The sequence below is a fragment of the Pseudomonas chlororaphis genome (assembly GCA_001023535.1).
GTDB classification, from domain to species: Bacteria; Pseudomonadota; Gammaproteobacteria; order Pseudomonadales; family Pseudomonadaceae; genus Aquipseudomonas; species Aquipseudomonas chlororaphis_E.
The window spans coordinates 3754384-3777580 of the sequence record CP011020.1; the positions used below are offsets into that span (position 1 = coordinate 3754384).

The window sequence follows — 23197 nt, forward strand, 5'->3', positions numbered from 1 at the left end:
TCGCGAGCAGGCTCGCTCCCACAAGTGAATGACTGGTTTACACGCCTCAACTGGCGAACAGGTAGGCCTCTACGTCCATGCCGGCATCGCGCATTTGCGCCAGCTTGTAGCGCAGCGTGCGAGGGCTGATACCCAGGCGCTCGGCGGCTTCCTTGCGGCGGCCGCGCTCGGCCCGAAGGGTGTCGATGATCATCTGGAATTCACGCCGGCGCAGGTCATCTCCCAGGGCGCCGGCCGACTCGCCTTCCACTTCGACCGCAGGCGCCGCAGCCACGGTTGAAACCACTGACAAGGCCGGCAATGGCGCGCAGGCCACCGGGCCGGCCAGGCAGAAATCTTCCGGCTGGATCACACCACCCTGCTGCAGGATCAACGCCCGCTGAATGGCGTTATCCAATTCGCGGACATTGCCCGGCCATGGATAAGCGATCAGGCAAGCCTGGGCCTGCGGAGAAAACCTGGCGGCCGCGTGCTTCATTTTATTGACGTGCCTGGCCAACAGCCGCTCGGCCAGCGGCAGGATATCGGCGGTGCGCTCGCGCAGTGGTCGCCAGGCCAGCGGAAAGACCGACAGGCGGTAATACAGGTCCTCACGAAAACGCCCCGCCGCCACTTCGCCGGCCAGGTCGCGGTTGGTGGTCGCCACCACGCGGATATCCAGGCTGATGGGCTTGCGTGCCCCCACCCGCTCCACTTCCCGCTCCTGCAACACCCGCAATAACTTGGCTTGCAGCCCCATGGGCATCTCGGAAATTTCATCGAGCAGGATCGTGCCGCCGTCGGCCTGCTCGAACTTGCCCGCCTGGGCAGCGATGGCGCCGGTGAACGAACCCTTTTCATGACCGAACAGCGTAGCTTCGAGCATGTTGTCGGGAATCGCCGCGCAGTTGATGGCGATGAACGGCTCGTTGGCGCGGTGCGATTGCTGGTGGATATAGCGCGCCAGCACCTCCTTGCCGGTACCGGACTCCCCGGAAATCAACACGGTCGAATCACTGCGCGCCACCCGCGCGGCCAGCTCCAGCAACTGGGCACTGGCCGGCTCGATGGCCACCGGCCCTTCGCGTTCGGGCCCGAGACTGCCCAGCGCATGGCGAGCCACCAGGTCCAGCAGCGCCTTGGGCTCGAATGGCTTGACCAGATAATCGGCGGCCCCCTGGCGCATGGCATCCACCGCGCGCTCGACAGCACCGTGGGCCGTCATCAGCAGCACCGGCAGTTGCGGCTGGCGGACACGTAACAGGCCCAACAACTGATGGCCGTCCATGCCCGGCATATTGACGTCGCTGACCACCAGGCTGAACGCCTCCCGCCCCACGGCCAGCAACGCCTCTTCCGCCGACCCGACGGAAACATGATCATGCCCGGCCAGCATCAGCGTATCGGCCAGCGCTTCGCGCAGGGCTCGATCGTCTTCAACCAGCAGTACTTTGGTCGCCATGGCTCTCACTCCATTCCTGGCGCGCTGGAAAACAGCGGCAGGAGCACCGTCGCACAAGTGCCGCGCCCCAACCGCGAGCGCAACTGCAATTCTCCCTGGTGAGCACGGGCCACAGCCTTGACCACGGTCAGGCCAAGGCCTGTCCCGGTGGTCTTGGTGGTGAAGAATGGTTCACCCAACCGCGCTAGCACGGCCGGCTCGATGCCACTGCCGCTGTCACTGACGCACAGGCGCAAGGTGTTGTCGCGGGTATAGAGGTGCACTTTCAGCCGGACATCGCTGCCACTGGCCTGGATCGCATTTTCAATGAGGTTCAATACCGCGCCCACCAGCGTGTCGCGGTTGCACAATATGTCCCCGGCATGGCTGTCGCACTGCCAGCGGATCGACAGGCCCTGCACATGGGTCAACGCGGCAGCCTGCAATGATTGAAGCAGCGCCTTGGGAGTCACGCGGTCGGTCAGCGGCAGCTCGCCGCGGGCGAACACCAGCATGTCACGCACCTGGTGCTCCAGCTCATGCAGGCGTTCCTTCAAGCGCCCGGCGAACCGTTGCTGGGTTTCCATCGGCAGGGGCTGTTCTGTCAGATGACTGGCGTAGAGCAGCGCGGCCGACAGCGGCGTGCGAATCTGGTGCGCCAACGACGCCACCATCCGCCCCAAGGAAGACAGGCGCTCATGGCGGGCCAGCTGATCTTGCAGGTGACGGGTTTCGGTCAAGTCGTTAAGCAACACCAGTTGGCCAGGCTCGGCGTCCAGCGAACGGGTCGAGATGGACAACCGTCGGCCGTCCTTGAGGGACACTTCGTGGCCGTCATCCTCGCGGGGCGCGAAGCAGCGGGCGATGACGTGGCGCCACAGCTCACCTTCCAACGGCAGGCCGAGCAACTCGCAGGCGGCCGGGTTGGCTTCGCGCACGCGACCATGGGCATCGATGACGATGACGCCCCCCGGTAGCAAGTCGAGAAGATTCTGCAAGCGATTCGCCAGACGCTCTTTTTCCGCCAACTCCTGCATGCGCTGGGCACTGACCACGGCCAGCTCCCCCTTGAGCTCGGTCACCCGGGCTTCCAGCAGGCTGTAGGAGTCCGTCAGTTGGCTGGACATCTGATTGAACAGCGAAAAGGCCTGCTCGAGTCCAAGCCGGCTCGCCTGTTCGGCGCTCGGCAGGTGTCCCGGATCAGGGACAGGAGACATCTGGGCTTGGGCGGCTTGGCTCATCGGGCTCTCTCGCTTGGCTGACCGTCAGTTAAACGGAACGTTGCGAGGGGTGTAGCAATACCCGTGCCGAGACAAAGAGCAAAGAAAAAGTGCATGTGTAGCGAGGGCGCTTGCTCCCGCCAGGACGTGCAGCGGCACTGTTTAGAGCCTGTCAGGCGAACCAGCAGGGACAAACGCCCCCACCTTCAACAGTCAGGCGCGTGGAAAACAGGCGTCAATCATCCGCCTGTTCATCACCTTCGCGTCGGCTCATGCCGTACTTGCGCATTTTTTCCACCAGGGTGGTCCGGCGAATGCGCAGGCGTTCCGCAGCACGGGCGACAATTCCGTTGGCGTCGTCCAGGGCCTGCTGGATCAGCCCTTGCTCCAGGCCGCCAAGGTAGTCCTTGAGGTCCAGGCCTTCGGGTGGCAGCAGGGCATTGGCGGTGAAGTCCGGTGTGTGGCCGTTGATCGCCACCCGCTCTTCCAGATCACTGCGCAGGCTGTCGACCATCTGCTCGTCTTCATCGTCGACATAGCGGAATTTCTTCGGCAGTTCGTTCACACCGATCACCCCGTACGGGTGCATGATCGCCATGCGCTCCACCAGGTTGGCCAGCTCGCGGACGTTGCCCGGCCAGCCATGCCGGCACAAGGACATGATCGCTGCCGAGTTGAAGCGGATCGAACCGCGCTTCTCGTGCTCCATGCGCGAAATCAATTCATTCATCAGCAGCGGAATGTCTTCGACCCGCTCACGCAGCGGCGCCATTTCGATCGGGAATACGTTGAGGCGGTAATAGAGGTCTTCGCGGAAACTGCCGATCTCGATCATGCTCTCGAGATTCTTGTGGGTCGCGGCAATGATCCGTACATCGACGCTTTGGGTCTTGTTACTGCCCACGCGCTCGAATGTACGCTCCTGCAAGACCCGCAGCAGCTTGACCTGCATCGGCAGGGGCATGTCGCCGATTTCATCGAGAAACAGCGTGCCACCATTGGCCAGCTCGAAACGCCCGGCGCGACTGGTGATGGCACCGGTGAAGGCGCCCTTCTCATGGCCGAACAGTTCGCTTTCCAGCAATTCGGCCGGAATCGCTCCGCAATTGACCGGCACGAACGGCGCTTCGCGGCGCTTGGAATGGTAATGCAGGTTGCGCGCGACCACTTCCTTGCCGGTACCCGACTCGCCCAGGATCAGCACGCTGGCATCGGTATCGGCGACCTGCTGCATCATCTGGCGAACGTGCTGGATGGCCCGGCTGGTGCCGACGAGGCTGCGGAAAAGATTGGGTTCGCGGTGCCGGCCGCGCTCGCGGGCCTGGTCGTACATCTCGCGATAGACCTGCGCACGGTGCAGCGAATCCAGCAACTTGCTGTAGCTGGGCGGCATTTCGAGCGTGGAAAGCACACGGCGACGCTGGTCTTCTGGCAAGTCAAGGGAAGAATTTTCGCCCATCAACAAAACCGGAAGGAACTCATCCCAGGTTGAGAGTGTCTTTAGCAAGCCCAATAGCGTAGCGGGAGCATTTACGGTCCCGATAAGGACACAAATGACTTCACGGCTGGACGACAAGGAGCCGACGGCCTGCTGCCAATCATGGCTGCCGCAGGGCAGATTTTCTTCGCCAAGAAAATTCAGGATCACCGCCAGGTCACGGCGGCGAACGCTATCGTCATCGATCAGGAGAATTTTGGTTTCACGCCACATGCAATAGCAACTTCCCTAGTCAACCCAATGCCCGAAATTAGGGGGCAAGCTAGACGCTTGCAGACTTGTCATGCCTGTAGACGCCTCAAATCTGTAAACAGATACTAGTTAAGTCAAAAAACCGTGCACAGTCAAATTTATGGCGCAGCGGCGTTGGATTAACTGAGCATTAACCGAACAGATGGTAAACCTTTGCAGCGTTCTGTGCTTGATGGACTTGCGACATCTCGTCGACGATTGCCTGGCGCTCCCCTGTCGCCGCCTCGAGCAACTGCTTGTAGACCCCCAGCAATTCCTCAAGATTGTTACGCAACGTCGCCTCGTCCACCCCGGATTCACTCAGGACGTCTTCCATGCACGAACGGCACGTCAAGTCCAACTGACCGATTGCCTCCCAGTTGCGCTGGGCCAGGGCATCGACCAACGCATCACGGGTTTGTTCTATTCGCTGCAAGACAAGACTCATGAGAGTGCTCCTTAGAATTGCGGACCAGGCGCGGCGATGCCATCCCAGCCTTCTTTGACCGTGCGCAGCAGATCGGCGACTTCGTCGAGGATCTTCGGATCGGTCTGGATGTTGGCGTCGGTCAGACGCTTGATCATGTAGGCATACAGGTTGTCCAGCTCCGTCACCGACTCGGCCTGGTTCTCCAGGTCCAGCCCTTCACGCAGGCCGCCGATGATGCCGATGGCCTTGCTGATCAGGATGCCTTTGCTGGCGATGTCCTTGCGCTCCATCGCGCCCTTGGCCTGGGCAATACGGTCCAGCCCACCTTCCATGAGCATCTGCACCAGACGATGGGGACTTGCCTCGGAGGTTTGCGCCTGGGCGCCAATCTTCTGGTATTGGCGAAGGGCCAACATCGGATTCATGTTCTACCTCATCAAAAATCTTCGGTTCGTATAAACAGCGTATCGACGCTGCGTCAAAAAACTTTAGACCGAAAAGCCGAAAGCCCGGAACGTTGTCAAAACGTTGCCGGGCTTTTTTGCATCGGTCGAAATCAGCTGTTTCGCTGTTGCGCCGTCAGAGCCTCGAACATCGAAGTGATGTTACTGGCCGTGGCCTTCAGCTTGCCGACCAGGGTGTCCATGTCGTTGTACTTCTTGGTCAACGAGGCCGTCAAGGTCTCGACCCGGCGATCCAGGGCCGCCTGATCGCTCTTGAGGCGGGTCTGGGTCTTGGTCAGCGCAGAGGTCCGCTGGTCGAGAATGCCGCCGGTCTGGGTGAAGGGTTCGATCGCCTTGCCCATGCGCTCCAGCAAGCCGTTGGTACCGGTGAACATCGTCTGGACTTCACCGCTCAGCTTCTTGTCGTTCATGGCCGTGTTGAACTTGGCGGTATCGAAGTTCAACGCGCCCGTCTTCTGGTCGGTGGTAATACCCAGCTGGGCCAGCACCGTCAGCTTGTCGCCGGCGCCCGTCTGGGACAACGGTTCGCGGATCGTCGCCAGGAGCGAGCGAGGCAAAGAGTCACCGGTCAGCTTGGCCGGTATCGTCGGGTTGCCATCATCGTCCAGGGACGGCTTGGTCAGCGCAGTGACACTGTTGGCGACCGCGTTGTAGGCGTCGACGAATTTCTGGATCGAGGCTTTCAGGCCATCATTGTTCGGCGCGACGGTAACGGTTGACGTTCCGTCCCCTGGCACTCCGACCAGGTTCAGGGTCAGTCCGGAAATCGCCGTGCTCACCGTATTGCTTGCGCTGGTCAGCTTCATGCCGTCGACGGAAAACACGGCGTCCTGGGCCAGGGCACCGATAGCGCCCGCCGAGGTGGCCGTCAGCGCAGCACCGTTGGCACCCACGACGTTCGTCCCATCGATCTCCAGCCCGGCGATGCCGCTGACCGAGATGTCGGAACCTGCGCCGGTGGTGGTGGAACCCAGCACCAGCCGCGAACCAAAGGAGTCGGTCACGATGTTGGCGCTCAAACCGGCGGCCTTCATGGACGAGTCGGCGTTGATCGCGTCACGCACCGATTGCAGGGTCGAACCATCCGGCACAGTGAGGTTGTAGTTGACCCCCTTCTGCGCGATGGTCAGCGTGCCGGAAGGGATCGCACTGGTCGTACCGCCGGCGAAAGCCGCCGAGGTGACCTTGGACGCCGTGGCGAGGTTGGTGACCTTGATGGCGTAAGTGCCGTTCACCGCCGTGTTGCTGGCGGTAGCCGTGAGGACACCGGGGACGGAAGAGGTTGCGGCAAAACCCGCGAATTGCGGGGTTCTGGTGTTGCCCAAGTCCTTCATGGCGGTGTTGAAGGCTGCCAGCAACGACTTCAGGGTTCCGACCCCCGAGATACTGTTGCTAGTCGTGGTGGTGGCTCGGGTGATCTGACCTTGCTTGGCAGCCTTGTCGGAATCGACCAGCGCCTTGACGATCTCAGTCGTATTAAGGCCAGAACCCAGCCCCAGGCCAGGTAGAATTGGACTTGCCATGAGGAACTCCCTTCAGTGTGTCGCCGGCCTTTTGACCCCTACAACGCCCAAAAGTACATAGCAACGAAATTCGTGCCGATTGTCAGGCTTCAGCGCTGAACAACAAGCTGTTTGCATCATTCAAACTGTTCGCCAGTTTCAGAACTTCTTCGTTCGGGATCTGGCGAATCACTTCACCGGAACCGCTGGCGATGACTTTGACCACTACTTTGCCTGAAGGCTCATCAATAGAGAACTCCAGATTACGCTTGACCGACTGGACGAACTTCTCGATTTCCTGAACGGCCTTCTTGAGTTTGTCTTGCTCGGCAGCAGCGTCCTTGGGAGTTTCCTTGACCGGTGCCACGGAAACAACATCGGCTTGAGGCTTCTCCACTGGCTTGTCGGCCACTGTAGGCGTCGGCTTCGCCGCTGGATAAGACAAGTTCAGCTTCACGCTCATATCCATGTCCATCACCTCTTGAACGGAAAAAGCGAGAGAGCACGCATGCGCACTCCCCCGCTAAAACTCATCCAGCTATTACTGAAGCAGCTTCAGTACAGCGGATGGCAGTTGGTTGGCCTGGGCCAGAACCGAAGTCGACGCTTGCTGCAGAGTCTGCTGCTTGGTCAGTTGTGCAGTTTCAGCAGCGAAGTCGGTATCTTGTACGCGACCCAGTGCAGCACTGGCGTTTTCGTTGATGTTCTGCAGGTTGGAGATGGTGCTGGCGAAACGGTTCTGAGCAGCACCGAGGTCGGCACGAGCACTGTTGATGGTGTCGATCGCGCTGGTGATTGCGTCCATTGCGGCCGAGAAGTTGGTTTCAGCAGTAGCGCTGTCGGAACCAACGATGGTGATTGCCGAGTCAACACCCAGGGCCGCGGCGTCGAAGCTGGCGCTCAGGGTCAGGGAGATCTGGTTGTCGGAACCGGTGTTCGAACCAACCTGGAAGGTCATGGTGCTAGCAGTACCGTCGAGCAGGTTCTTGCCGTTCAGGTTGGTGCTGTTGGCGATACGGGTCAGTTCGTCGCTCATCTGCGAGAACTCTTTGTTCAGAGCGATACGGTCATCTGCGCTGTTGCTATCGTTACGGGACTGGATGGCCAGTTCACGCATACGCTGCAGAATGTTGGTTTGCTCTTGCATCGCGCCTTCAGCGGTCTGCGCCATGGAGATACCGTCGTTGGCGTTTTTGATTGCCATGGTCTGACCGCGGATTTGCGAGGTCATACGGGTAGCGATCTGCAGGCCGGCGGCGTCGTCTTTGGCGCTGTTGATTTTCAGGCCGGAAGACAGACGAGTCATCGAAGTGGAGAGAGCGTCGGAAGCACGGTTCAAGTTCTTCTGAACGTTCAGCGAAGTAGTGTTGGTGTTTACTGTTAAAGCCATGACGAATTCCTCGTTGGTTGGGTACTGCGGCTTCCGGCCCTTTGGCAACCGCCGGGGTGTGGCCTAGAGAACCTTCGTAATAGTTATCGTCGGGTTGGGAACTTGCTTGAGGGCTTTTTTCAAAAAATTTGCTAGCAGACTGCCACCCCTTGATAAACAAGGGCTTAGCGTGGAGCGAAGCGCTGAAAAATGGCGTCAAAAACCTGATCCATGAAATCGCAGGCAAAAAAAGTGGGAGCGGGCTTGCTCGCGAAGGCGGTGGATCAGCTTGTATCTGTGCTGAAGTACCGACGCCTTCGCGGGCAAGCCCGCCCCCACATTTATGTTCCGGTGTGAATCAGTCGCGATAGAGAATCGCCGATCCCCACGACAGGCCCACGCCGAAACCGCTGATCGCCACGCGCTTCCAGTCGGCATCCAGCACGTGCTTCTCCAGCAGCAGCGGAATGCTCGACGATACGGTGTTGCCGGTCTCGACCATGTCCTTGATGAATTTCTCGGGCTCACCCTCGAAACGGCGCGCCACGGCATCGACGATCGCCGCGCTGCCCTGGTGGATGCAGAAGGCATCGATGTCGCTGGCTTGCAGCGAGGATTCATCGAGCAGCTCGTGCAAATGGGCCGGCACTTTCAACAAGGCAAAATTGAACACCTGGCGGCCGTTCATGAAAAACACGCCGTCGCTGACCTTCAAGTGCGGCGCGCCGGAGCCGTCGGTGCCGAACTTGGACTTGCCCAACTGCCAGTTGGCCCCTTCGGCCATCCAGGTGGCCGTGGCGGCATCGCCGAACAGCATGGTGGTGTTGCGGTCTTCAGGGTCGACGATCTTCGAATAAGGGTCAGCCGTCACCAACAGGCCGTTCTTCAGCCCAGCGGCCTCCATGAAGCCTTTGAGAGCGTAGATACCGTAGACGTAGCCCGAGCAGCCCAGCGAGATATCGAATGCCGCCACGTGAGTCGGCAGCCCCAGCTTGTCCTGCACGATGGCCGCGGTATGGGGCAGCCCTTCTTCGTCACCGTTCTGGGTGACCACGATCAGCGCGTCGATGGACTCGCGCGACAGCTGCGGGTTGTTGGCGAACAAGGCGTTCACGGCTTCGACACACAGGTCCGAGGTTTCCTGGTCGGCGTCTTTGCGCGGCAGGAACGCCGAACCGATCTTGCCAAGGATGAACTCCTCATCCTTCTCGAATTTGGCACCCTGAGCGTAGTTATCCACGCCAGCGGTCGGCACGTAACTCGCTATGCTTTTTATGCCAATCATCATGGCTTCCCGATCATAAACTGCGACTAGGTTCCACCCCCAAAAGCTCAGGGGCGCTTCAAAATGGTTGATTTCCAAGGGCGCAGGCCATTGCCAGGCAAACGAACGGGCCTCCACTCCGCGGAATACAATACAGTGAAGATGCACTTTATGACCTATGCGTCACGCCGTTTTGTCCCGCAGAGGCATTTTTTCATGACAAACGAAGCCGTGTCATTGCCCGCGTCCGTCAGAGACTGCGGGCAGGCATCGGGTGATGAGTGGGGTACTTCGGCAAGTGCGCCGGCAGGTTCACCCTGCCGACGCTGAGCAGCGAGGTCAGGCGGCAGGTTCGTCGAGCAGTTCGGTCCACGGTACGTTGCGCACCGGTCCCAGGGCGAAACCCGCACCTTGCAGCGACAGGTTGGCGTTGTAGAAACGGTCCTGAGCGAACGCCCCGGACCACTTGCCACGCAGCGCCGCAAGCGCCTCGGGCGTACTGGCCAGCACGCCGGACTGGATGACCTGCACATGGGGCGTCCAGACCGTCAGGTAACCCGCCTGGCCCACCCTGAGGCACAGGTCGACATCCCCCAGGGCCTCGTCGAACAGTCCGCTGTCGATGCCGTCGGCCGCGTTGAACAACTGCCGGGAAATCATCAGGCAGGCGAACGACACCGCCGAACAGTTCTGCTCGACCACCAGCCTGTTCATGTAGCCCTTGGCGGTTTTCGATTCGCCGATGAAAGGCGAGCCCACCTCGTCATTCAAGCCCAGGATCAAGCCAGCCTGGCTGATACGCCCATCGCGCTCGATCAGCCTGGCGCCGACCACACCGACTTCCGGACGCAAGGCCTGGTTGAGCAACGACTCGATCCAGTTGACGTTGAGCACCTCGCTGTCGGCCGCCAGGGTCACCAGATAGTCACCCTTGGCCTCCTGGCTGACGGCGTTGATCAACGACCCCGTTGCGACGCCGGGTTCGATCTCCAGTAACCGCACCCGACTGGCCTGATGCCCCTGGCCACCGAGCCAGGTGCGCAGCGTCGCGTGCTCGGCCGCCACGAGCGGAACCAACACCTCGTAGCGCTGATACCGGGTGCGTTGCAGCACGCTGAGCAAGCAGCGCTGCAGCGGCGTCAGGTCGGTGATGCCATGGACGATGATCGACACCATCGGACGCTCGGCAAAGCGGTAGTCGATCTTGTGTGTCCCCGGCACCGACGCGCTCACATCGGCTTGATAACCACGCACCGCCAGGTGACGCAGCAACGTCTTGCGTTCATCGGCGTTGTCTTCCACCGCCGGCGCCTGACAGGTCAGCAAAGGCTCATCCAGGTGGGCAAGCCCTTCCAGGCCGTCCTGCTCGATCAAACGCAACAGCAGGTCGAACTCCATCGCTTGCTTGAACTCGCGGGAATAGCCGCCGAGCCTGACCAACGTCTCGCGGCGTACCAGCCAATGACGGGCCATCAAGGCCGGGGCGTTCAGCAGCAAGTCGAGGTTGAACCCTGGCCGGAACACATCGGCCAGCGTCCCGTCGGGCTGACGTTGGAACTCATCCATTGCCACAGCCTGGCACTGTGGAGCGCCCAGCAATTCCACACCCGCGCGGAACAGGCCGCCCGGCGTCAGCTCATCACCGGCCTCGGCCATGACCATCCAATCGCAATCGCTTTGGCTGACCACCTGGTTGATCTTGTCGACGTAGTTGCTTTCGTTGACCTTGACGAAATGCAGGACATTCTTTGACGTGGTCTCGGCCGGCAGATCGCCGGTGGTAAACACAACAATCTTGAACGCCCGGCAATAGCCATTGATGACGCTGTCGAACGTCGCCTGCATTTTGAAGATGTCGGCGTCCAGGTCCAGGATCAAAATGCCGAACGTCGGGCCACCGTTGCGGGCGGCCAGGTATTTGGAGACTTTCCGGGCGTCACTGGCGCTCGGCTCACGCGCTTCGAGCCAGGCCAGCAATTGGCCGGAGCGCGTGGTGTCGAACAACCTCGCAGTATTTTCAAACGCCGCCGCCTTGAGCCGTTGGTCCCAGGCCTGGAGCATTTGCACGTAGCGCTTGTCACCCTTGGCCTGCATGAGTTCGAGCAGTTGCTTGATCAGGTCCTGGTTGAACGCATAGCTGAGGAAAGCCCTCGCCAGTTGTTCATCAAGCGGCTCGGCGCTGGCATTGCGTTGGGGGCGAGACAGCTCCTTCTGCTTGAGCATGACCGCTTCCAGCTCCCTCAACTGCACCTGCCCGCTTGGCGCCGCATGAAGCAGGAATTCCAGGTCGGTGAGTTCGTCAAAGAACGCCCGGTTATAGAAAGGCATCTCGACGTATTGCGTCGGTTCGAACCGGCGAACCGATTCGCCACGCCGCGAATCCCAAGCAGACTCCAACAGCTTGCCAGACTGCGGCACCGAGCGCTCGGCCAGTTTCTTCACGATGGTTTTGGCGTGCTCGCGCGTCGAGGCTCCCGCACCCAATGCGCTAGCCAACGTCGTGGCCAGGCGTTCCTGTTCGGCGGCCGCGCGCAGGTCCTGGGAACCCGGCACTGCGGACGGGCTTCGCGGCGGCGCCACGCGACCGCGTTCATGCACACCGTACGGAATGTCCAGCAGGCGCACCGAGGCTTCGCTCACCACACCATAGGTATGGCCGGCTTCCTGCAATCGTGACTCAAAACCGGTGGGCAACGACGCGTAGCTGCGCCGCAGGGTTTCAGTGCGCACGAGGGCATTGGCCAGCGACGGGCAATCATCGGCAAACGCGGCCAGTCGCGCTTCGGCCGATGCTCCGCGGTAGTCATCACAGCCCTTGCGGTCGAGCAAGTAGTAGTCGACACGATCGGCGTGGGCCTCGAACGCCAGGCTGTAGCCTTGGCAGGCACTGTAGTCGGGGTGTGCCTCAAGGAACTGCAACGCCTGCTCGAGCGCTTGGGGCAGCAGGAAATCCTCGGCATCGGCCACTGCCAGGTAAGGCGTGGCGACGCGCTCTACAGCCTGGCGAACCTTGTCGCCGAAACCCGTGGCCGTGGGTGCATGCAGGTATTGCACGCCTGGGAACGCTGCCGTGATGTCGCCGCCGGGTTGGCTGGACGAGTCGATGACCAGCACGGCGAATGAACCGTCGCGGTAGTGGTGCAACGCCCGCCGCAGGGCAGTCGACTGGTCGTGAGCGAGCAGCACCAGGGTCAACCGTTCATTCAACGGCGCAGACGATCCTGTTGGGACATTGCTTTGCATATTCATTCCTTAACGAGTGGGTGACCGCATCAGCGACACCGGGAGTTTCAAGGTTGAAACCCATCAATCCGGCAGCCAGCCGTTGGCCCAGTACTGCAGGTTATCGCCGCGCAAGATAAAGTCGCGCAGCACCACTTCACGTAATTCGTCGCCCATCCGGTAACTGGCAATCGGGTCTGCCAGGTGCATGCGGATCGCCTCCAGCCATTCTTCGCTGCTGTTGGTGAGAATCCGCGTACAAGGCAAATGCCCCCGGTAAGCTTCGGTATCCGAGCAAATGACCGGATAGCCACACGCACCGTACTCCAGCAGGCGAAGGTTGCTCTTGCAGTCATTGAAAACATGAAACTCAAGCGGCGCCAGGGCCAGGTCAAGGTTCAGGCTGGCAAGCTTTGCCGGATACGCCGCCAGGCTCACGCCAGGATGGAACTCATGGATATAGGGCTTGAGCAGATCCGGGCACATGCCGAAGAAAACCCATTCGACTTCGTCAGCCAGTTCACGCACGACATCTGCAATGAGCTCCAGGTCGCCACGGTGGCTGGTGCCGCCGCCCCAACCGATACGCGGCTTGCTGGAGGTGGCACGCAGGCTTCTGAGCTGGTGCCACAGGCCGGCCGCCAACATGTTCGGCACCACGCGGATATCGTGGTGCATGCTGGACAAGACGTCCGCCAGCGGATGGGTGGAAACCACCACCCGATCACACTGGGCGATCCCCCGGCGTAGCAAGTCTTCGAGGTTGTCCGGCATATTGCGACGGTGTTCGTTTTTTTCCGGGACGTTGGCGATGTAGTCATCCAATTCGTAGATGCGCATGGCCTTGGAGTAATTCTTGACCTGGGCGATGTCCTTGAACTTGCCCACGTTATAGCGACCTTGAAGCACGATCACATCGGGTGACTGACGCTCGATATCGATGATCGAAGGCGTATCGTAGGCAACACGTCCCACGATCCGCCCTGCCGCTTCCAGTTCGAACAACGGCTGGCTGACACGGTAGTGCCCCACCGCCGAGGTATTGACCGCCATCCCCAGGATCGAAGGCACGTTGCGGGTAATCAAGGGATTCCAGCCGGTGCGGGGTCCGGGTTCGAGGCTGAAGCTTTTCCCGGTCAGGGTCAGGTTACGGTTGTAGGCAGGATCATTGGCGATCCTGGGCAACCAGCGCTGATAGAACGCCTCCTGTTCGAGCTCCAACCGCTGCTTCCAGGAGGCATCGCGACTGGCTTCCACGCCAGACGCCAGCACCACGTCACTGTAAGGGGTGGTAACGATCAGGTAACCGTTTTTCCCGACCTGCTGGCACAGTTCCAGGGCATTGATGCGCTGCGTCGTGATCGACTCATCGAACCCACCGGTCTCCTCCAGCACCTGCTTGCGCACCAACAGGCAGTGATCGCCGACAGCGCTCCAGTTCTGCACGGTCTGCAAGCGTTGCATATAGCCGCCTGACGTGACCGACTCGTTGACAAAGGCCCTGCCCGCCAGGCCACCGAGCCCCATGATCATGCCGGAATCGATGACCCGCCCTTGCTGGTTGAGTGTGCGGGGCCCGACGATGCCAACCTCGGGACGCTGCCCATGATTGAGCAGCTCGTCCAGCCAGGCGGCTTCCAGCACGATGCAATTGGGGTTGAGCAACAACAGGTATTCACCGCGGGCCTGCTGCACGGCGAAGTTGCGGATCACGGCTTCGTTGTCGCTTCCCGGGTGGGTGAATATTCGCAGGGTGTCGCTGCCCAATTCGGCCATTGCCCGCAACCAATGTTGCAGCTCGGCGTTCTCGCTGGCGTTATCGACGATGATGATTTCGTAGTGCGGATACGTGGTCGTGCTGATCAGGCTGTTGACGCAGCGTTCCAGCGCGCCCAGGTCATCCTTGACGCTGATGACGATCGACACCAGCGGCCGCTCGTCGAACAGATATTCGATGCGCGGGATCAACGCCAGGAGCGGCCCCGGATGCAGCCGGTGCGGTACGCCGATGCGCTGCAGGTGAGCGCCGACCAGCCGGGCGTTCTGCTCGATGACCTCGGGCAGCGAGAGCCATTGGGCGAACGAGAACATCGACTCGACCTGGACCTCGGGAATATGCCCAATGACTTGCGGCCCGTCCGTTTCCACCAGTCGCCAGACCAGGTCATGGGGGGCCAACTCGCCCAGGCTCGGATCGAACCCACCCGAGGCCAGGAATCGCTCGCGCTCGAACGCCAGTGTCCGACCGACATAGGGATAGCCGCGCATGAGGTCGACGTTGAAGTCGGGCTTGAAGATCGGCTCGGCCGATTTTTCATCCACCAGCGCGCCTTCATCGCTGTAGAGACAGACCGCACCCGGCGAACCGACAATCCGGTCGGCCATTATCAACAGCGCCGATTCGGTCAGGCGATCGCCGGCCTGCAGCAGGTAGAACCAGTCGGCACCGTCCAGCTGGGGCAGCAAGCCATTGAGCTGCTGCGCCCAATCTGCTTGCAGCCCAAGGCGCAGGACATGGTTGTCCAGTGACTGGCGACCATTGGACAACACCAGCACCGATTCGCAGGCATAGGCCTGGGCAGCAATACTCTGCAGGGTAATCCCCAGCGCATAGGCATCGTCCTGCGCGTCGATGATGACGGGGACTATCCTCGGACGATAGGCCCAGCGGGCGATCTGTCGAGACAGGACTTGCTTGCGCAATGGGCTGAAACGCCGGCACTCCAGCCACTGCACGTAGAGGTCTGCGTAGCTTTCGATGTCCGTACCGACTTGCGAACCGATAACGCCCTGCCGGGTCGCAATGATCGAGTAGACGTTGACCTCCTCCCACTCCGGTGCCCCCGGCTCCTTGGGCTGCCCCAGCGTCTGGTAACGCACCCAGCCACTGGCGGGCGCCGGCTCGCCACTGCGCTGGGCGAGCATTTCCTTGAGCCATGTCAGTTCCACCGTGGCCGCATCGAGCATCTTGGGCTGACGCCCCAGGCGATCCGGATGCAACCGCTGGCCGCTGCCCTCGGCATAAAGCTGGACCAGGTTGCCGCGGCGCAACAGGCAGATGAACAGGGCGAAATCGAGGACAGCCTCGAAACCTTCACCGGCCCGCGCCAACGCGGGCAGCAAGGCCTCGGCATCGGTGCGGCGCATTAACGCACCACTGAAGCCGCCGAGAATATTGCGGGTGGTTTTTTCAAAATACGCCAGCATGTCAGTGCCGTTGAACAGCGCATCGAACTGGGTGATGCCGGTGTTTTCCAAGCGGATCGGCAAGGCGTAATTGTCGGCATCGATCAGGTGATGCTTGCTGACCACCAACGACACTTGCGCATGCTCCTGCAGCATCGCCGCCTGCTGGCTGACGCAGAGCGGCAACAACTGGTCGTCATCGCACAGGAACTTGATGAATTCGCCCCGGGACTCTTCAAGGCAGCGCAACAGGTTCTGCTGGAATCCCAGCCGCTGCGGGTTACGCAGGTAGCGCACGGGGACGTTGGAACCCGCGCCCAGGGTCTGGACAATCTGCTCGACTTCATCGGTGCGACAGTCGTCGCAGATGACAATCTCCAGGTTCTCGTAGGTCTGGTCGAGCGCACTTTGCAAAGCGAGAGTGAAAAAGCGTGGGTTGAACGCGGGGATGGCAATACTGACAAGAGGAGCTGATTTCACACGCATGGCTCTCAACCGGCGGGCGTCAACTCAGGCGAGAGCAGGACGTCCTGAATCGTATAAGGAGCGAGTCAGGGACCGCGCTGGCGTCACGGTCCCTGCCCCGGATCAGATTTTGTTGAACAGACCCAATTGAGCGATCTTGCTGAACGCCAACTGCGATGCCTGCAGCATAGTCTGCTGCAAGGTCAGGCGCGTCATCACTTCGGCCGGGTCGGAATCACGAATCGCCGACTGGGTCTGGGAGTTGGCCAACACAAAACTCTGGTTGGTGTCGCTCTGGGTGTCGAGGGACTGGCCACGACCACCGACCGAACTCAACGCGCTGGTCAGCTGGTCAGTGCCGCTGGCCAGGTTACCCATGGCCGAAGCCAGCGCCGCGTTCAGTTTCTGGCCGGCGATGTTGTTGCCATCGACGGGCGTTTCCAATGCCGAGCGCAACTGGTTCACGGTGTCCAGGATGTTCTGGGTCTCGTGGGTGTTGACCGCGATGCTGAACTGATCGTCGGCGGCCGGGGCACCGTTGAGCGTGAAGCTCACGCCGGAGGCGGTCGCGACGTTGCCTGCCAGGGTGCCGCTGGATACCGGCTTGCTGTCGGCGGTCAGTGGCGCGGCGTACAGGTCGAAATCCGTGGCACTGGTGAATTTCATCACGGCCGACCCCGACGGGAAACTGGCGTGGTAGGCCACCGGGTCGGTGATGGTGCTGCCGGTGATCTGGGTCGTCGTGGTGTTGCCCGGGCTGCGGGCCGGCGTGAAGCTGTCGGGCTTGGCCGCCAGGGTGAAGGTATGACCAGGCAGCACCGTGCCGGCCGCGTCGCCCGTATGAAGGTTGACGTTCAAGGTCAGGTCGACACCGCGAAAGCTCACGGTCTGCCCGGCCTGGGTGTTGGGGTTGATGACGCCGCCCTTGCTGGCTTCGGCCGTCACGTCGTTGCCGCTCGAATCGGTGATTTTCAACTGAGTGCCGCTGGCGAACTCCACGGTGTACGGTTCACCGCTGCGGAACTGGCTGTTGTAAGTCACTGCGGACGAGACCTGGCCGTTGGTCAACACCACGCGACCATCATCCACCGCTGGCGCAGTCATGGTGACCTGGCTACGGCTGGTGTTGACGGCTTGCTGGAATGCTTCCCAGCCGGTGCTGTTGGTGGCCATGGACATGGTGTCGCCGATCGGCAGGTCCAAGGTGACCTGGTCGCCGTTGTAGCTGTAGGTGCCGTCGTCGTTGCGGGTGAACGGCACGACATCGCCCTTGGAGCCGGCAAAGATGTACTTGCCGTTCTCGTCCTTGGTGTTCATCAGGCTCAGCAGTTGCTCTTCGATCGACCCCAATTCCGAGGCCACCGCCTTGCGGTCGGAGTCGGTGTAGGCGGCGTTGCCGGCGCTGACGGCCAATTCCTTGGCGCGTTGCAGCACGTTGCCGATGCTGGTCATGACCGCTTCGGTGGTGCCCAGGGTCGCCTTGATCGTGGTGACGTTCGCTTCGTATTGCGAAAGCATCGACGCCTGGTTGCCCAGTTGCAGCAGACGCGAAGCGCCCACCGGATCATCGGCGGCCGTGTTCACCCGTACCAGGCTGCTGGCCTCTTCGCTGGTCTTGACCACATTGGCGAAGTTCTTCTGGTAGTTCGCAGCCGTGCTTTCGTAAAACTGAGAGGTAGAAATGCGCATGGGCTACGGGTCCTTAAAGACTGTTGATCAATGTGCTGAAGATTTGTTGCGCAGCCTTGATGATCTGCGAAGACGCGGTGTAGTACTGCTGGAACTTGACCAGGTTGCCGGTTTCTTCGTCCAGGTCCACGCCCGACAGCGAGTCGCGGGCGCTCTTGGCGTTGTTCAGGATGGCGCCGGTGGCGGCGCTGTCCAGCTTGCCCTGGGCGGCCTTGGCACCGACACCTTCCACCAGCTTGCCGTAGGCATCGTTCAGGGAAATGCCCTTGCTGCCGGAATTGGTGTCCACGGTCTTGGCGGTCTGCAAACCGGCCAGGACGGTGCCGTTACGGTTGTCCAGGCTGCCGGCCTGGCTGAGGCTGATGTTGATGCCCGCCCCCTGGGAAGGCGCGCCGGCGATGGACATGTCGAACGAGACGGTACGCTGCACCGGCGGGACGGACGAGTCCATGATCGGGTTGCCGCTGGCGTCCTTGAGTGGAACGCTCAGGCTCAGGGTGTTGCTCTGGCCAGGCTTGATCGTGCCGCTGCTGATCGTGCCGCCCTTGGCATCGAGCAACTGGTAACCCTGGCTCGTGCCGTCAGCGGAGGTCGCGCCGAACACCACCTTGACCGGCATCGAGTTCTGGATGCCGTTCTGGATGATGCTGGTGGTGGCTTCGTCGTAGATGTCCAGTTTGGTGGTCATCGCCGGCTGGCCACTGGCCGGAATGGTCAGCGTGCCACTGCCGCCCGCTGCGATGGCGGCGCCCAACGGCGCGGCAATCGCCAGCCGCTTGGAATCGGTCATCTCGGTCTTGATGCTGCCCGCCGCATTGCGGGTCGGGGTGATCTTGAACGAGTCGCCGGCGGCCGCGGTGCCGTTGGCGAAGGTCAGCGAGAAGCCATCGACCACCGGTGGCGGCGTGGTCGCGGTGTTGAACGCGCCCATCGAGGTGCCATCGGGCAGGCGCTGGACGGTGTAGTCGCTGCCGCTGGTAAAGGTGATCTTGTAGTCGTTGGTGGTCAGCTTGCCGGTGTCCTCGATGGACACGTTGAAGTTGCCGGCGCCGGCGCTGTTGTTCAGGGCGGCGACGCTGCGCTGGCTCATCTGCGCGGCACTGTTGATGCTGCTGAACAGGTTGGAACCGAAGGCACCGTTCTTGTCGATACCCGAGGCCTGGATGCTGTTCATCTGGTCGGCGACGACCAGCGCCACACGGCCCAGCTCGTTCATGGCCGGGTCGAGCACGGTGCTGCGGTAGCGCATCAGGCCACCGATCTCACCGCCGGTCAGCACCTGGGTCAGGTCCATGGAACTGGAGCCACTGTTGAGCTGGATGCCGATGCGCCCCGGATCGTTCTTGTCCGGCACCGCTTGCAGGGTGTTGGTGATGTTGCCCATCACCAGCGGCTGGCCGGAACCGAGGTAGATATCCAGGCTGTTGCCGTTCTCCACGACCTGGGTGCCGGTGAAGGTCGACAGCTGGCGAATGGCTTCGCCGCGCGAGTCCAGCAGGTCATTGGGCGCACCGCCCGAGTTGGAGACTTCGGAGATCTTCTTGTTCAACTGGGAAATGGTGGTGGCCAGGCTATTGATCTGGTCGACCATGTTCGACAGGTTGCCGTTGATGTTGTCGTTCTGCGCGGTCAACTGGCTGGCCACCGAGTTGAAGCGGTTGCTCAGGGCCTGGGCATCGCTGAGCAGCAACTGGCGGGAAGCGTCGTCGCCCGGCTTGGCATTGACGTTCTGCACCGAGGCGAAAAACTTGGTCAGTGCGCCGTTCAGGCCGGTGCCGCTGTCGGACAACAGGGAATCGAGCGGCGTGATCTGCCCCTGATAGGCCGCCGCATCGCTGTTGAGCGAGGTGGTGGTCTTGAGCTGTGCTTCGAGGTAGGAGTTATACACCCGACGCACGTCGGCCAGGGTGGTGCCAGAGCCGATGAACACGTTGCCGTACTGGTTCGACGCCTTGGTCGTCTGCACGGTCTGCTGACGCGAATACCCGGCGGTATCGACGTTGGCAATGTTGTTACCCGTGGTCACCAACGCGGTCTGGCTTGTGGACAGACCTGACATCCCTATATTGAGCAAACTCATGGTTCAGACCTTATAACGTCGTGGTGGCGCCTGCCGATGCGTAGTTCTGGTAACTCGTCATCTGCCGGGCTATATGCGAAATCTTGCGGGCGTAGTTCGGGTCGGTGGCGTAACCGGCCTTCTGCAACTCGCGTACAAACTGTTCGGGGTTATCGGCCGACTTCAGCACATCTTGATAGCGGCTGTTGCTCTGCAACAGATTGACCAGGTCGTGGAAGCTGTCGCGATAGGACGCGTAGGAACGGAACTCGGCCGTCTCCTTGACCATCTCGCCATTGCGAAACTCGCTGGTGATCGCCCGCGCCGAATCGCCTTTCCAGTTCTGGCTCGCCTTGATGCCGAAGAGGTTGTGGCTGCTGCTGCCATCGGGCTGGCGCATGACGGATTTGCCCCAACCGGTTTCCAGGGCCGCCTGGGCCACCAGGTAGCGTGGGTCGACACCGATGCGGTCCGCAGCTTCCTTGGCCATCGGCAACATGGCGTTGACGAATTCGTCGGCATCGCGGAAAGCCTTGCGCGCCGGTGCCAATGGCGGCTGCGCGACGGCACGGCCGTAGACCTGCATGTCCGGTTTCGCGTCGGCCGCCTTGAGCGCGGCCAGCCAGTCGCCGTTGCCCAGCTCGCCGGTCGCCGGCTTGACGGCGGCGACAGCACGATCGGGCAGCAGGTTCTGCGCCGGGGCCTCGGCATTGACCGAGGCCGAAGGCACCAGGCCCGCGAGCAGGCGGTCGGCCAGCTTCGGCGGCAGGGCCAGGCGACGCTGGTTGAGCAGTTCCATGTCGTTGCGATGACCACCCTCGGCGCCCTGCGGCGCACTGACGGCCCGCGAGGCCCACAGTGGACGCTGGCCGCTGGTGCGCGACAACGGGCCGTCCGTGGGCAGGGTGCCGGCGGCAACCGGGGTCGGCACGGCTGCCTTGGTCGCCTTGTCCAGCGCCTCTTGCTGCTTGGCCGCCGACAGCGTGGCCGCTTCGCCCGGGGCCAGCGGCTTGTTCTTGGACATCTGGCGCAACAGCACGTCGGCCAGGCCGATACCGCCGCCTTCGCGGGACATGGAAACGGCCAACTGCTGGTCGTACATTTCCTGGTACTGCTTGGCTTCAGGCGTATTCATCGGATTGTCCTTGCCCAGGGCCTCGGTGGCCGAACGCATGGACTTGAGCATTTCGCCGAGGAACAGCGACTCGAATTCCTGCGCCACCTTGCGCAGGTTGCCATCGCTGTTCTTGTCGCCAACCTTGAGTTGGTTCAAGCGGTTCAGGTCCGAGTAGGACGCCGAGTCGCCGCTGGTCAAAGCGCCCTTGCGCATATCCATGGCTCGACCCTCAGATCACGATCAGGTCGGCTTGCAACGCGCCGGCCTGCTTCAAGGCTTCGAGGATCGCCATCAAGTCGCCCGGTGCCGCGCCGACCTGGTTCACCGCCCGGACGATTTCATCCAGGGTGGTGCCCGGGCCGAACTTGAACATCGGCTTGGCTTCCTGCTCGGCATTGACCCGCGACCGCGGCACGACGGCGGTCTGGCCGTTGGACAACGGACCCGGCTGGCTGACGATCGGGTCTTCGGTGATGGTCACGGTCAGGCTGCCGTGGGTCACGGCGGCCGGTGAAACCTTGACGTTCTGGCCGATCACGATGGTACCGGTGCGCGAATTGATGATGACTTTCGCCACGGCCTGGCCCGGATCGACTTCGAGGTTTTCCAGGATCGACAGGTAGTCGACCCGCTGGCTCGGATCCAGCGGCGCGGTGACCCGGATCGAGCCGCCGTCGATGGCCTGGGCCACGCCTGGGCCGAGCATGTCGTTGATCTTGTCGACGATGCGCTTGGCGGTGGTGAAGTCGGAACGGTTGAGGTTCAGCGTCAGGCTGTTGCCCTGGTTGAAACCACTCGGCACCGCACGTTCCACCGACGCACCGCCAGGGATGCGACCGGCCGACGGAACATTGACAGTGATCTTCGAACCGTCGCGCCCCTCGGCGTCGAAGCCGCCCACCACCAGGTTGCCCTGGGCGATGGCGTAGACGTTGCCGTCGATACCCTTGAGCGGCGTCAGCAGCAAGGTACCGCCGCGCAGGCTCTTGGAGTTACCGATGGACGAAACGGTGATATCCACCTGCTGGCCGGGCTTGGCGAAAGCCGGCAGGTCGGCACTGACCGACACCGCCGCGACGTTCTTCAACTGCACGTTGCCGGAACCGGCCGGCACCTTGATGCCGAACTGCGACAACATGTTGTTGAAGGTCTGCAGCGTGAACGGGGTCTGGGTGGTCTGGTCACCGGTGCCATTGAGGCCCACGACCAGGCCGTAGCCGATCAACTGGTTGGAGCGCACGCCGGAAATGCTGGCGATGTCCTTCAGGCGCTCGGCTTGAGCGGCGAAGGCTGCCGACATCATCAGCGCACCGAGCAACAGCTGTTTAAGATTCAACGGGGCCACCTAGAAAGGGAACTTCGGGCTGAGGAAGAAACGATCGAACCAACCGGGCTGACTGGCATCGGCGAAGGCACCGGTGCCCGAATAGGTAATGCGCGCATCAGCCACGCGGGTGGACGAAACGGTGTTGTCGGTGGCGATGTCGTCGGCACGAACCATGCCGGCGATGCGCACCAGTTCGTCACCGGTGTTGAGGGTCAGCCACTTCTCGCCCCGCACGACGATGATGCCGTTGGGCAGCACGTCGGCGACGGTCACGGTGATCGAACCGGTCAGGCTGTTGCTCTGGCCGGACTTGCTGTCGCCCTTGGTCGCCCGGTCGGCGTTGTAGCCGGCATTGAGGCTCAGGTCGTTGCTGCCGATCGGGTTGTTGGTGGTCAGGCTGGAACCGAACAGCGAGGTCAGGCCGACGCTGGTGGCGCTGGTCTTGTCCATCTGCGAGTTGGCGTTCTTGCTGGCCTGGGTCCGCTCGTTCAGGGTGATGGTGATGATGTCACCGACCCGGAATGCCTTGCGGTCGCTGTACAGGTTCTGCTCGAAGCCGGCCTGGTAGATCGAGCCATTGTTGGCCGCAGCCGGCAACGGTGTACGCGGCAACACCGGCGCGTAGTACGGGTCATTGGGCCTGGGCGTTGGCGCGACACAACCCGCAAGCGCGGTGATCCCACTCAATGCCAGTACAGATACAAAGCGTTTCATGACCCTACCTCTCGGTGTTG

General features: G+C 61.6%; 16 protein-coding genes. All 16 read right to left on the bottom strand.

Annotated elements, in window-relative coordinates:
- Positions 1 to 46 precede the first annotated feature (46 nt).
- Positions 47 to 1441: a Fis family transcriptional regulator gene (locus VM99_16680; protein ID AKJ99626.1), complete on the bottom strand. Its 1395-nt coding sequence runs from the start codon at positions 1439 to 1441 to the stop codon at positions 47 to 49.
- A 5-nt stretch (positions 1442 to 1446) separates the two neighbouring features.
- Complete coding sequence (locus VM99_16685) at positions 1447 to 2661, bottom strand: histidine kinase (GenBank protein ID AKJ99627.1); 1215 nt, start codon at positions 2659 to 2661, stop codon at positions 1447 to 1449.
- Between the two features lie 214 nt (positions 2662 to 2875).
- The gene (locus VM99_16690) at positions 2876 to 4351 is read right to left on the bottom strand and encodes an ATPase AAA (GenBank protein AKJ99628.1); all 1476 of its coding nucleotides are present in this window, start codon (positions 4349 to 4351) and stop codon (positions 2876 to 2878) included.
- A 169-nt stretch (positions 4352 to 4520) separates the two neighbouring features.
- Positions 4521 to 4817, bottom strand: a complete 297-nt coding sequence (locus VM99_16695; protein AKJ99629.1) for a flagellar assembly protein FliT — start codon at positions 4815 to 4817, stop codon at positions 4521 to 4523.
- Between the two features lie 11 nt (positions 4818 to 4828).
- Positions 4829 to 5224 carry a flagellar biosynthesis protein FliS gene (locus tag VM99_16700; GenBank protein AKJ99630.1) on the bottom strand — a complete coding sequence of 132 codons (396 nt, stop codon included), beginning with the start codon at positions 5222 to 5224 and terminating at the stop codon, positions 4829 to 4831.
- Between the two features lie 131 nt (positions 5225 to 5355).
- Entirely contained in the window at positions 5356 to 6786 is a 1431-nt protein-coding gene (locus VM99_16705; GenBank protein AKJ99631.1) for a flagellar hook protein FliD, read from the bottom strand.
- An 82-nt stretch (positions 6787 to 6868) separates the two neighbouring features.
- Positions 6869 to 7234: a flagellar protein FlaG gene (locus VM99_16710; GenBank protein AKJ99632.1), complete on the bottom strand. Its 366-nt coding sequence runs from the start codon at positions 7232 to 7234 to the stop codon at positions 6869 to 6871.
- Between the two features lie 72 nt (positions 7235 to 7306).
- A complete protein-coding gene (locus tag VM99_16715) occupies positions 7307 to 8155 on the bottom strand; it encodes a flagellin (protein AKJ99633.1) in 849 nt (282 codons plus the stop codon).
- A gap of 337 nt (positions 8156 to 8492) precedes the next feature.
- Positions 8493 to 9419, bottom strand: coding sequence for a beta-ketoacyl-ACP synthase (locus VM99_16720; protein ID AKK01778.1), 927 nt, complete (start codon positions 9417 to 9419; stop codon positions 8493 to 8495).
- 318 nt (positions 9420 to 9737) lie between these two features.
- On the bottom strand, positions 9738 to 12641 hold the full coding sequence (locus VM99_16725) for a glycosyl transferase family 2 (GenBank protein AKJ99634.1): 2904 nt from the start codon (positions 12639 to 12641) through the stop codon (positions 9738 to 9740).
- A gap of 63 nt (positions 12642 to 12704) precedes the next feature.
- A complete protein-coding gene (locus tag VM99_16730) occupies positions 12705 to 16286 on the bottom strand; it encodes a glycosyl transferase family 2 (GenBank protein ID AKK01779.1) in 3582 nt (1193 codons plus the stop codon).
- A 108-nt stretch (positions 16287 to 16394) separates the two neighbouring features.
- Positions 16395 to 17960, bottom strand: coding sequence for a flagellar hook protein FlgL (gene flgL, locus VM99_16735; GenBank protein ID AKJ99635.1), 1566 nt, complete (start codon positions 17958 to 17960; stop codon positions 16395 to 16397).
- 13 nt (positions 17961 to 17973) lie between these two features.
- The gene (flgK, locus tag VM99_16740; protein AKJ99636.1) at positions 17974 to 20040 is read right to left on the bottom strand and encodes a flagellar hook protein FlgK; all 2067 of its coding nucleotides are present in this window, start codon (positions 20038 to 20040) and stop codon (positions 17974 to 17976) included.
- A gap of 10 nt (positions 20041 to 20050) precedes the next feature.
- The gene (locus tag VM99_16745) at positions 20051 to 21355 is read right to left on the bottom strand and encodes a flagellar rod assembly protein FlgJ (protein AKJ99637.1); all 1305 of its coding nucleotides are present in this window, start codon (positions 21353 to 21355) and stop codon (positions 20051 to 20053) included.
- A gap of 10 nt (positions 21356 to 21365) precedes the next feature.
- Positions 21366 to 22472, bottom strand: a complete 1107-nt coding sequence (locus tag VM99_16750; GenBank protein AKK01780.1) for a flagellar P-ring protein FlgI — start codon at positions 22470 to 22472, stop codon at positions 21366 to 21368.
- A 9-nt stretch (positions 22473 to 22481) separates the two neighbouring features.
- On the bottom strand, positions 22482 to 23177 hold the full coding sequence (gene flgH, locus VM99_16755) for a flagellar basal body L-ring protein (protein AKJ99638.1): 696 nt from the start codon (positions 23175 to 23177) through the stop codon (positions 22482 to 22484).
- Positions 23178 to 23197: the final 20 nt, after the last annotated feature.

Bases quoted from the DNA above. Each gene is read 5' to 3' on its own strand.
- VM99_16680 (AKJ99626.1), bottom strand. From the start codon at position 1,441: ATGGCGACCAAAGTACTGCTGGTTGAAGACGATCGAGCCCTGCGCGAA.
- VM99_16685 (AKJ99627.1), bottom strand. From the start codon at position 2,661: ATGAGCCAAGCCGCCCAAGCCCAGATGTCTCCTGTCCCTGATCCGGGA.
- VM99_16690 (AKJ99628.1), bottom strand. From the start codon at position 4,351: ATGTGGCGTGAAACCAAAATTCTCCTGATCGATGACGATAGCGTTCGC.
- VM99_16695 (AKJ99629.1), bottom strand. From the start codon at position 4,817: ATGAGTCTTGTCTTGCAGCGAATAGAACAAACCCGTGATGCGTTGGTC.
- VM99_16700 (AKJ99630.1), bottom strand. From the start codon at position 5,224: ATGAATCCGATGTTGGCCCTTCGCCAATACCAGAAGATTGGCGCCCAG.
- VM99_16705 (AKJ99631.1), bottom strand. From the start codon at position 6,786: ATGGCAAGTCCAATTCTACCTGGCCTGGGGCTGGGTTCTGGCCTTAAT.
- VM99_16710 (AKJ99632.1), bottom strand. From the start codon at position 7,234: ATGGATATGAGCGTGAAGCTGAACTTGTCTTATCCAGCGGCGAAGCCG.
- VM99_16715 (AKJ99633.1), bottom strand. From the start codon at position 8,155: ATGGCTTTAACAGTAAACACCAACACTACTTCGCTGAACGTTCAGAAG.
- VM99_16720 (AKK01778.1), bottom strand. From the start codon at position 9,419: ATGATTGGCATAAAAAGCATAGCGAGTTACGTGCCGACCGCTGGCGTG.
- VM99_16725 (AKJ99634.1), bottom strand. From the start codon at position 12,641: ATGCAAAGCAATGTCCCAACAGGATCGTCTGCGCCGTTGAATGAACGG.
- flgL (AKJ99635.1), bottom strand. From the start codon at position 17,960: ATGCGCATTTCTACCTCTCAGTTTTACGAAAGCACGGCTGCGAACTAC.
- flgK (AKJ99636.1), bottom strand. From the start codon at position 20,040: ATGAGTTTGCTCAATATAGGGATGTCAGGTCTGTCCACAAGCCAGACC.
- VM99_16745 (AKJ99637.1), bottom strand. From the start codon at position 21,355: ATGGATATGCGCAAGGGCGCTTTGACCAGCGGCGACTCGGCGTCCTAC.
- flgH (AKJ99638.1), bottom strand. From the start codon at position 23,177: ATGAAACGCTTTGTATCTGTACTGGCATTGAGTGGGATCACCGCGCTT.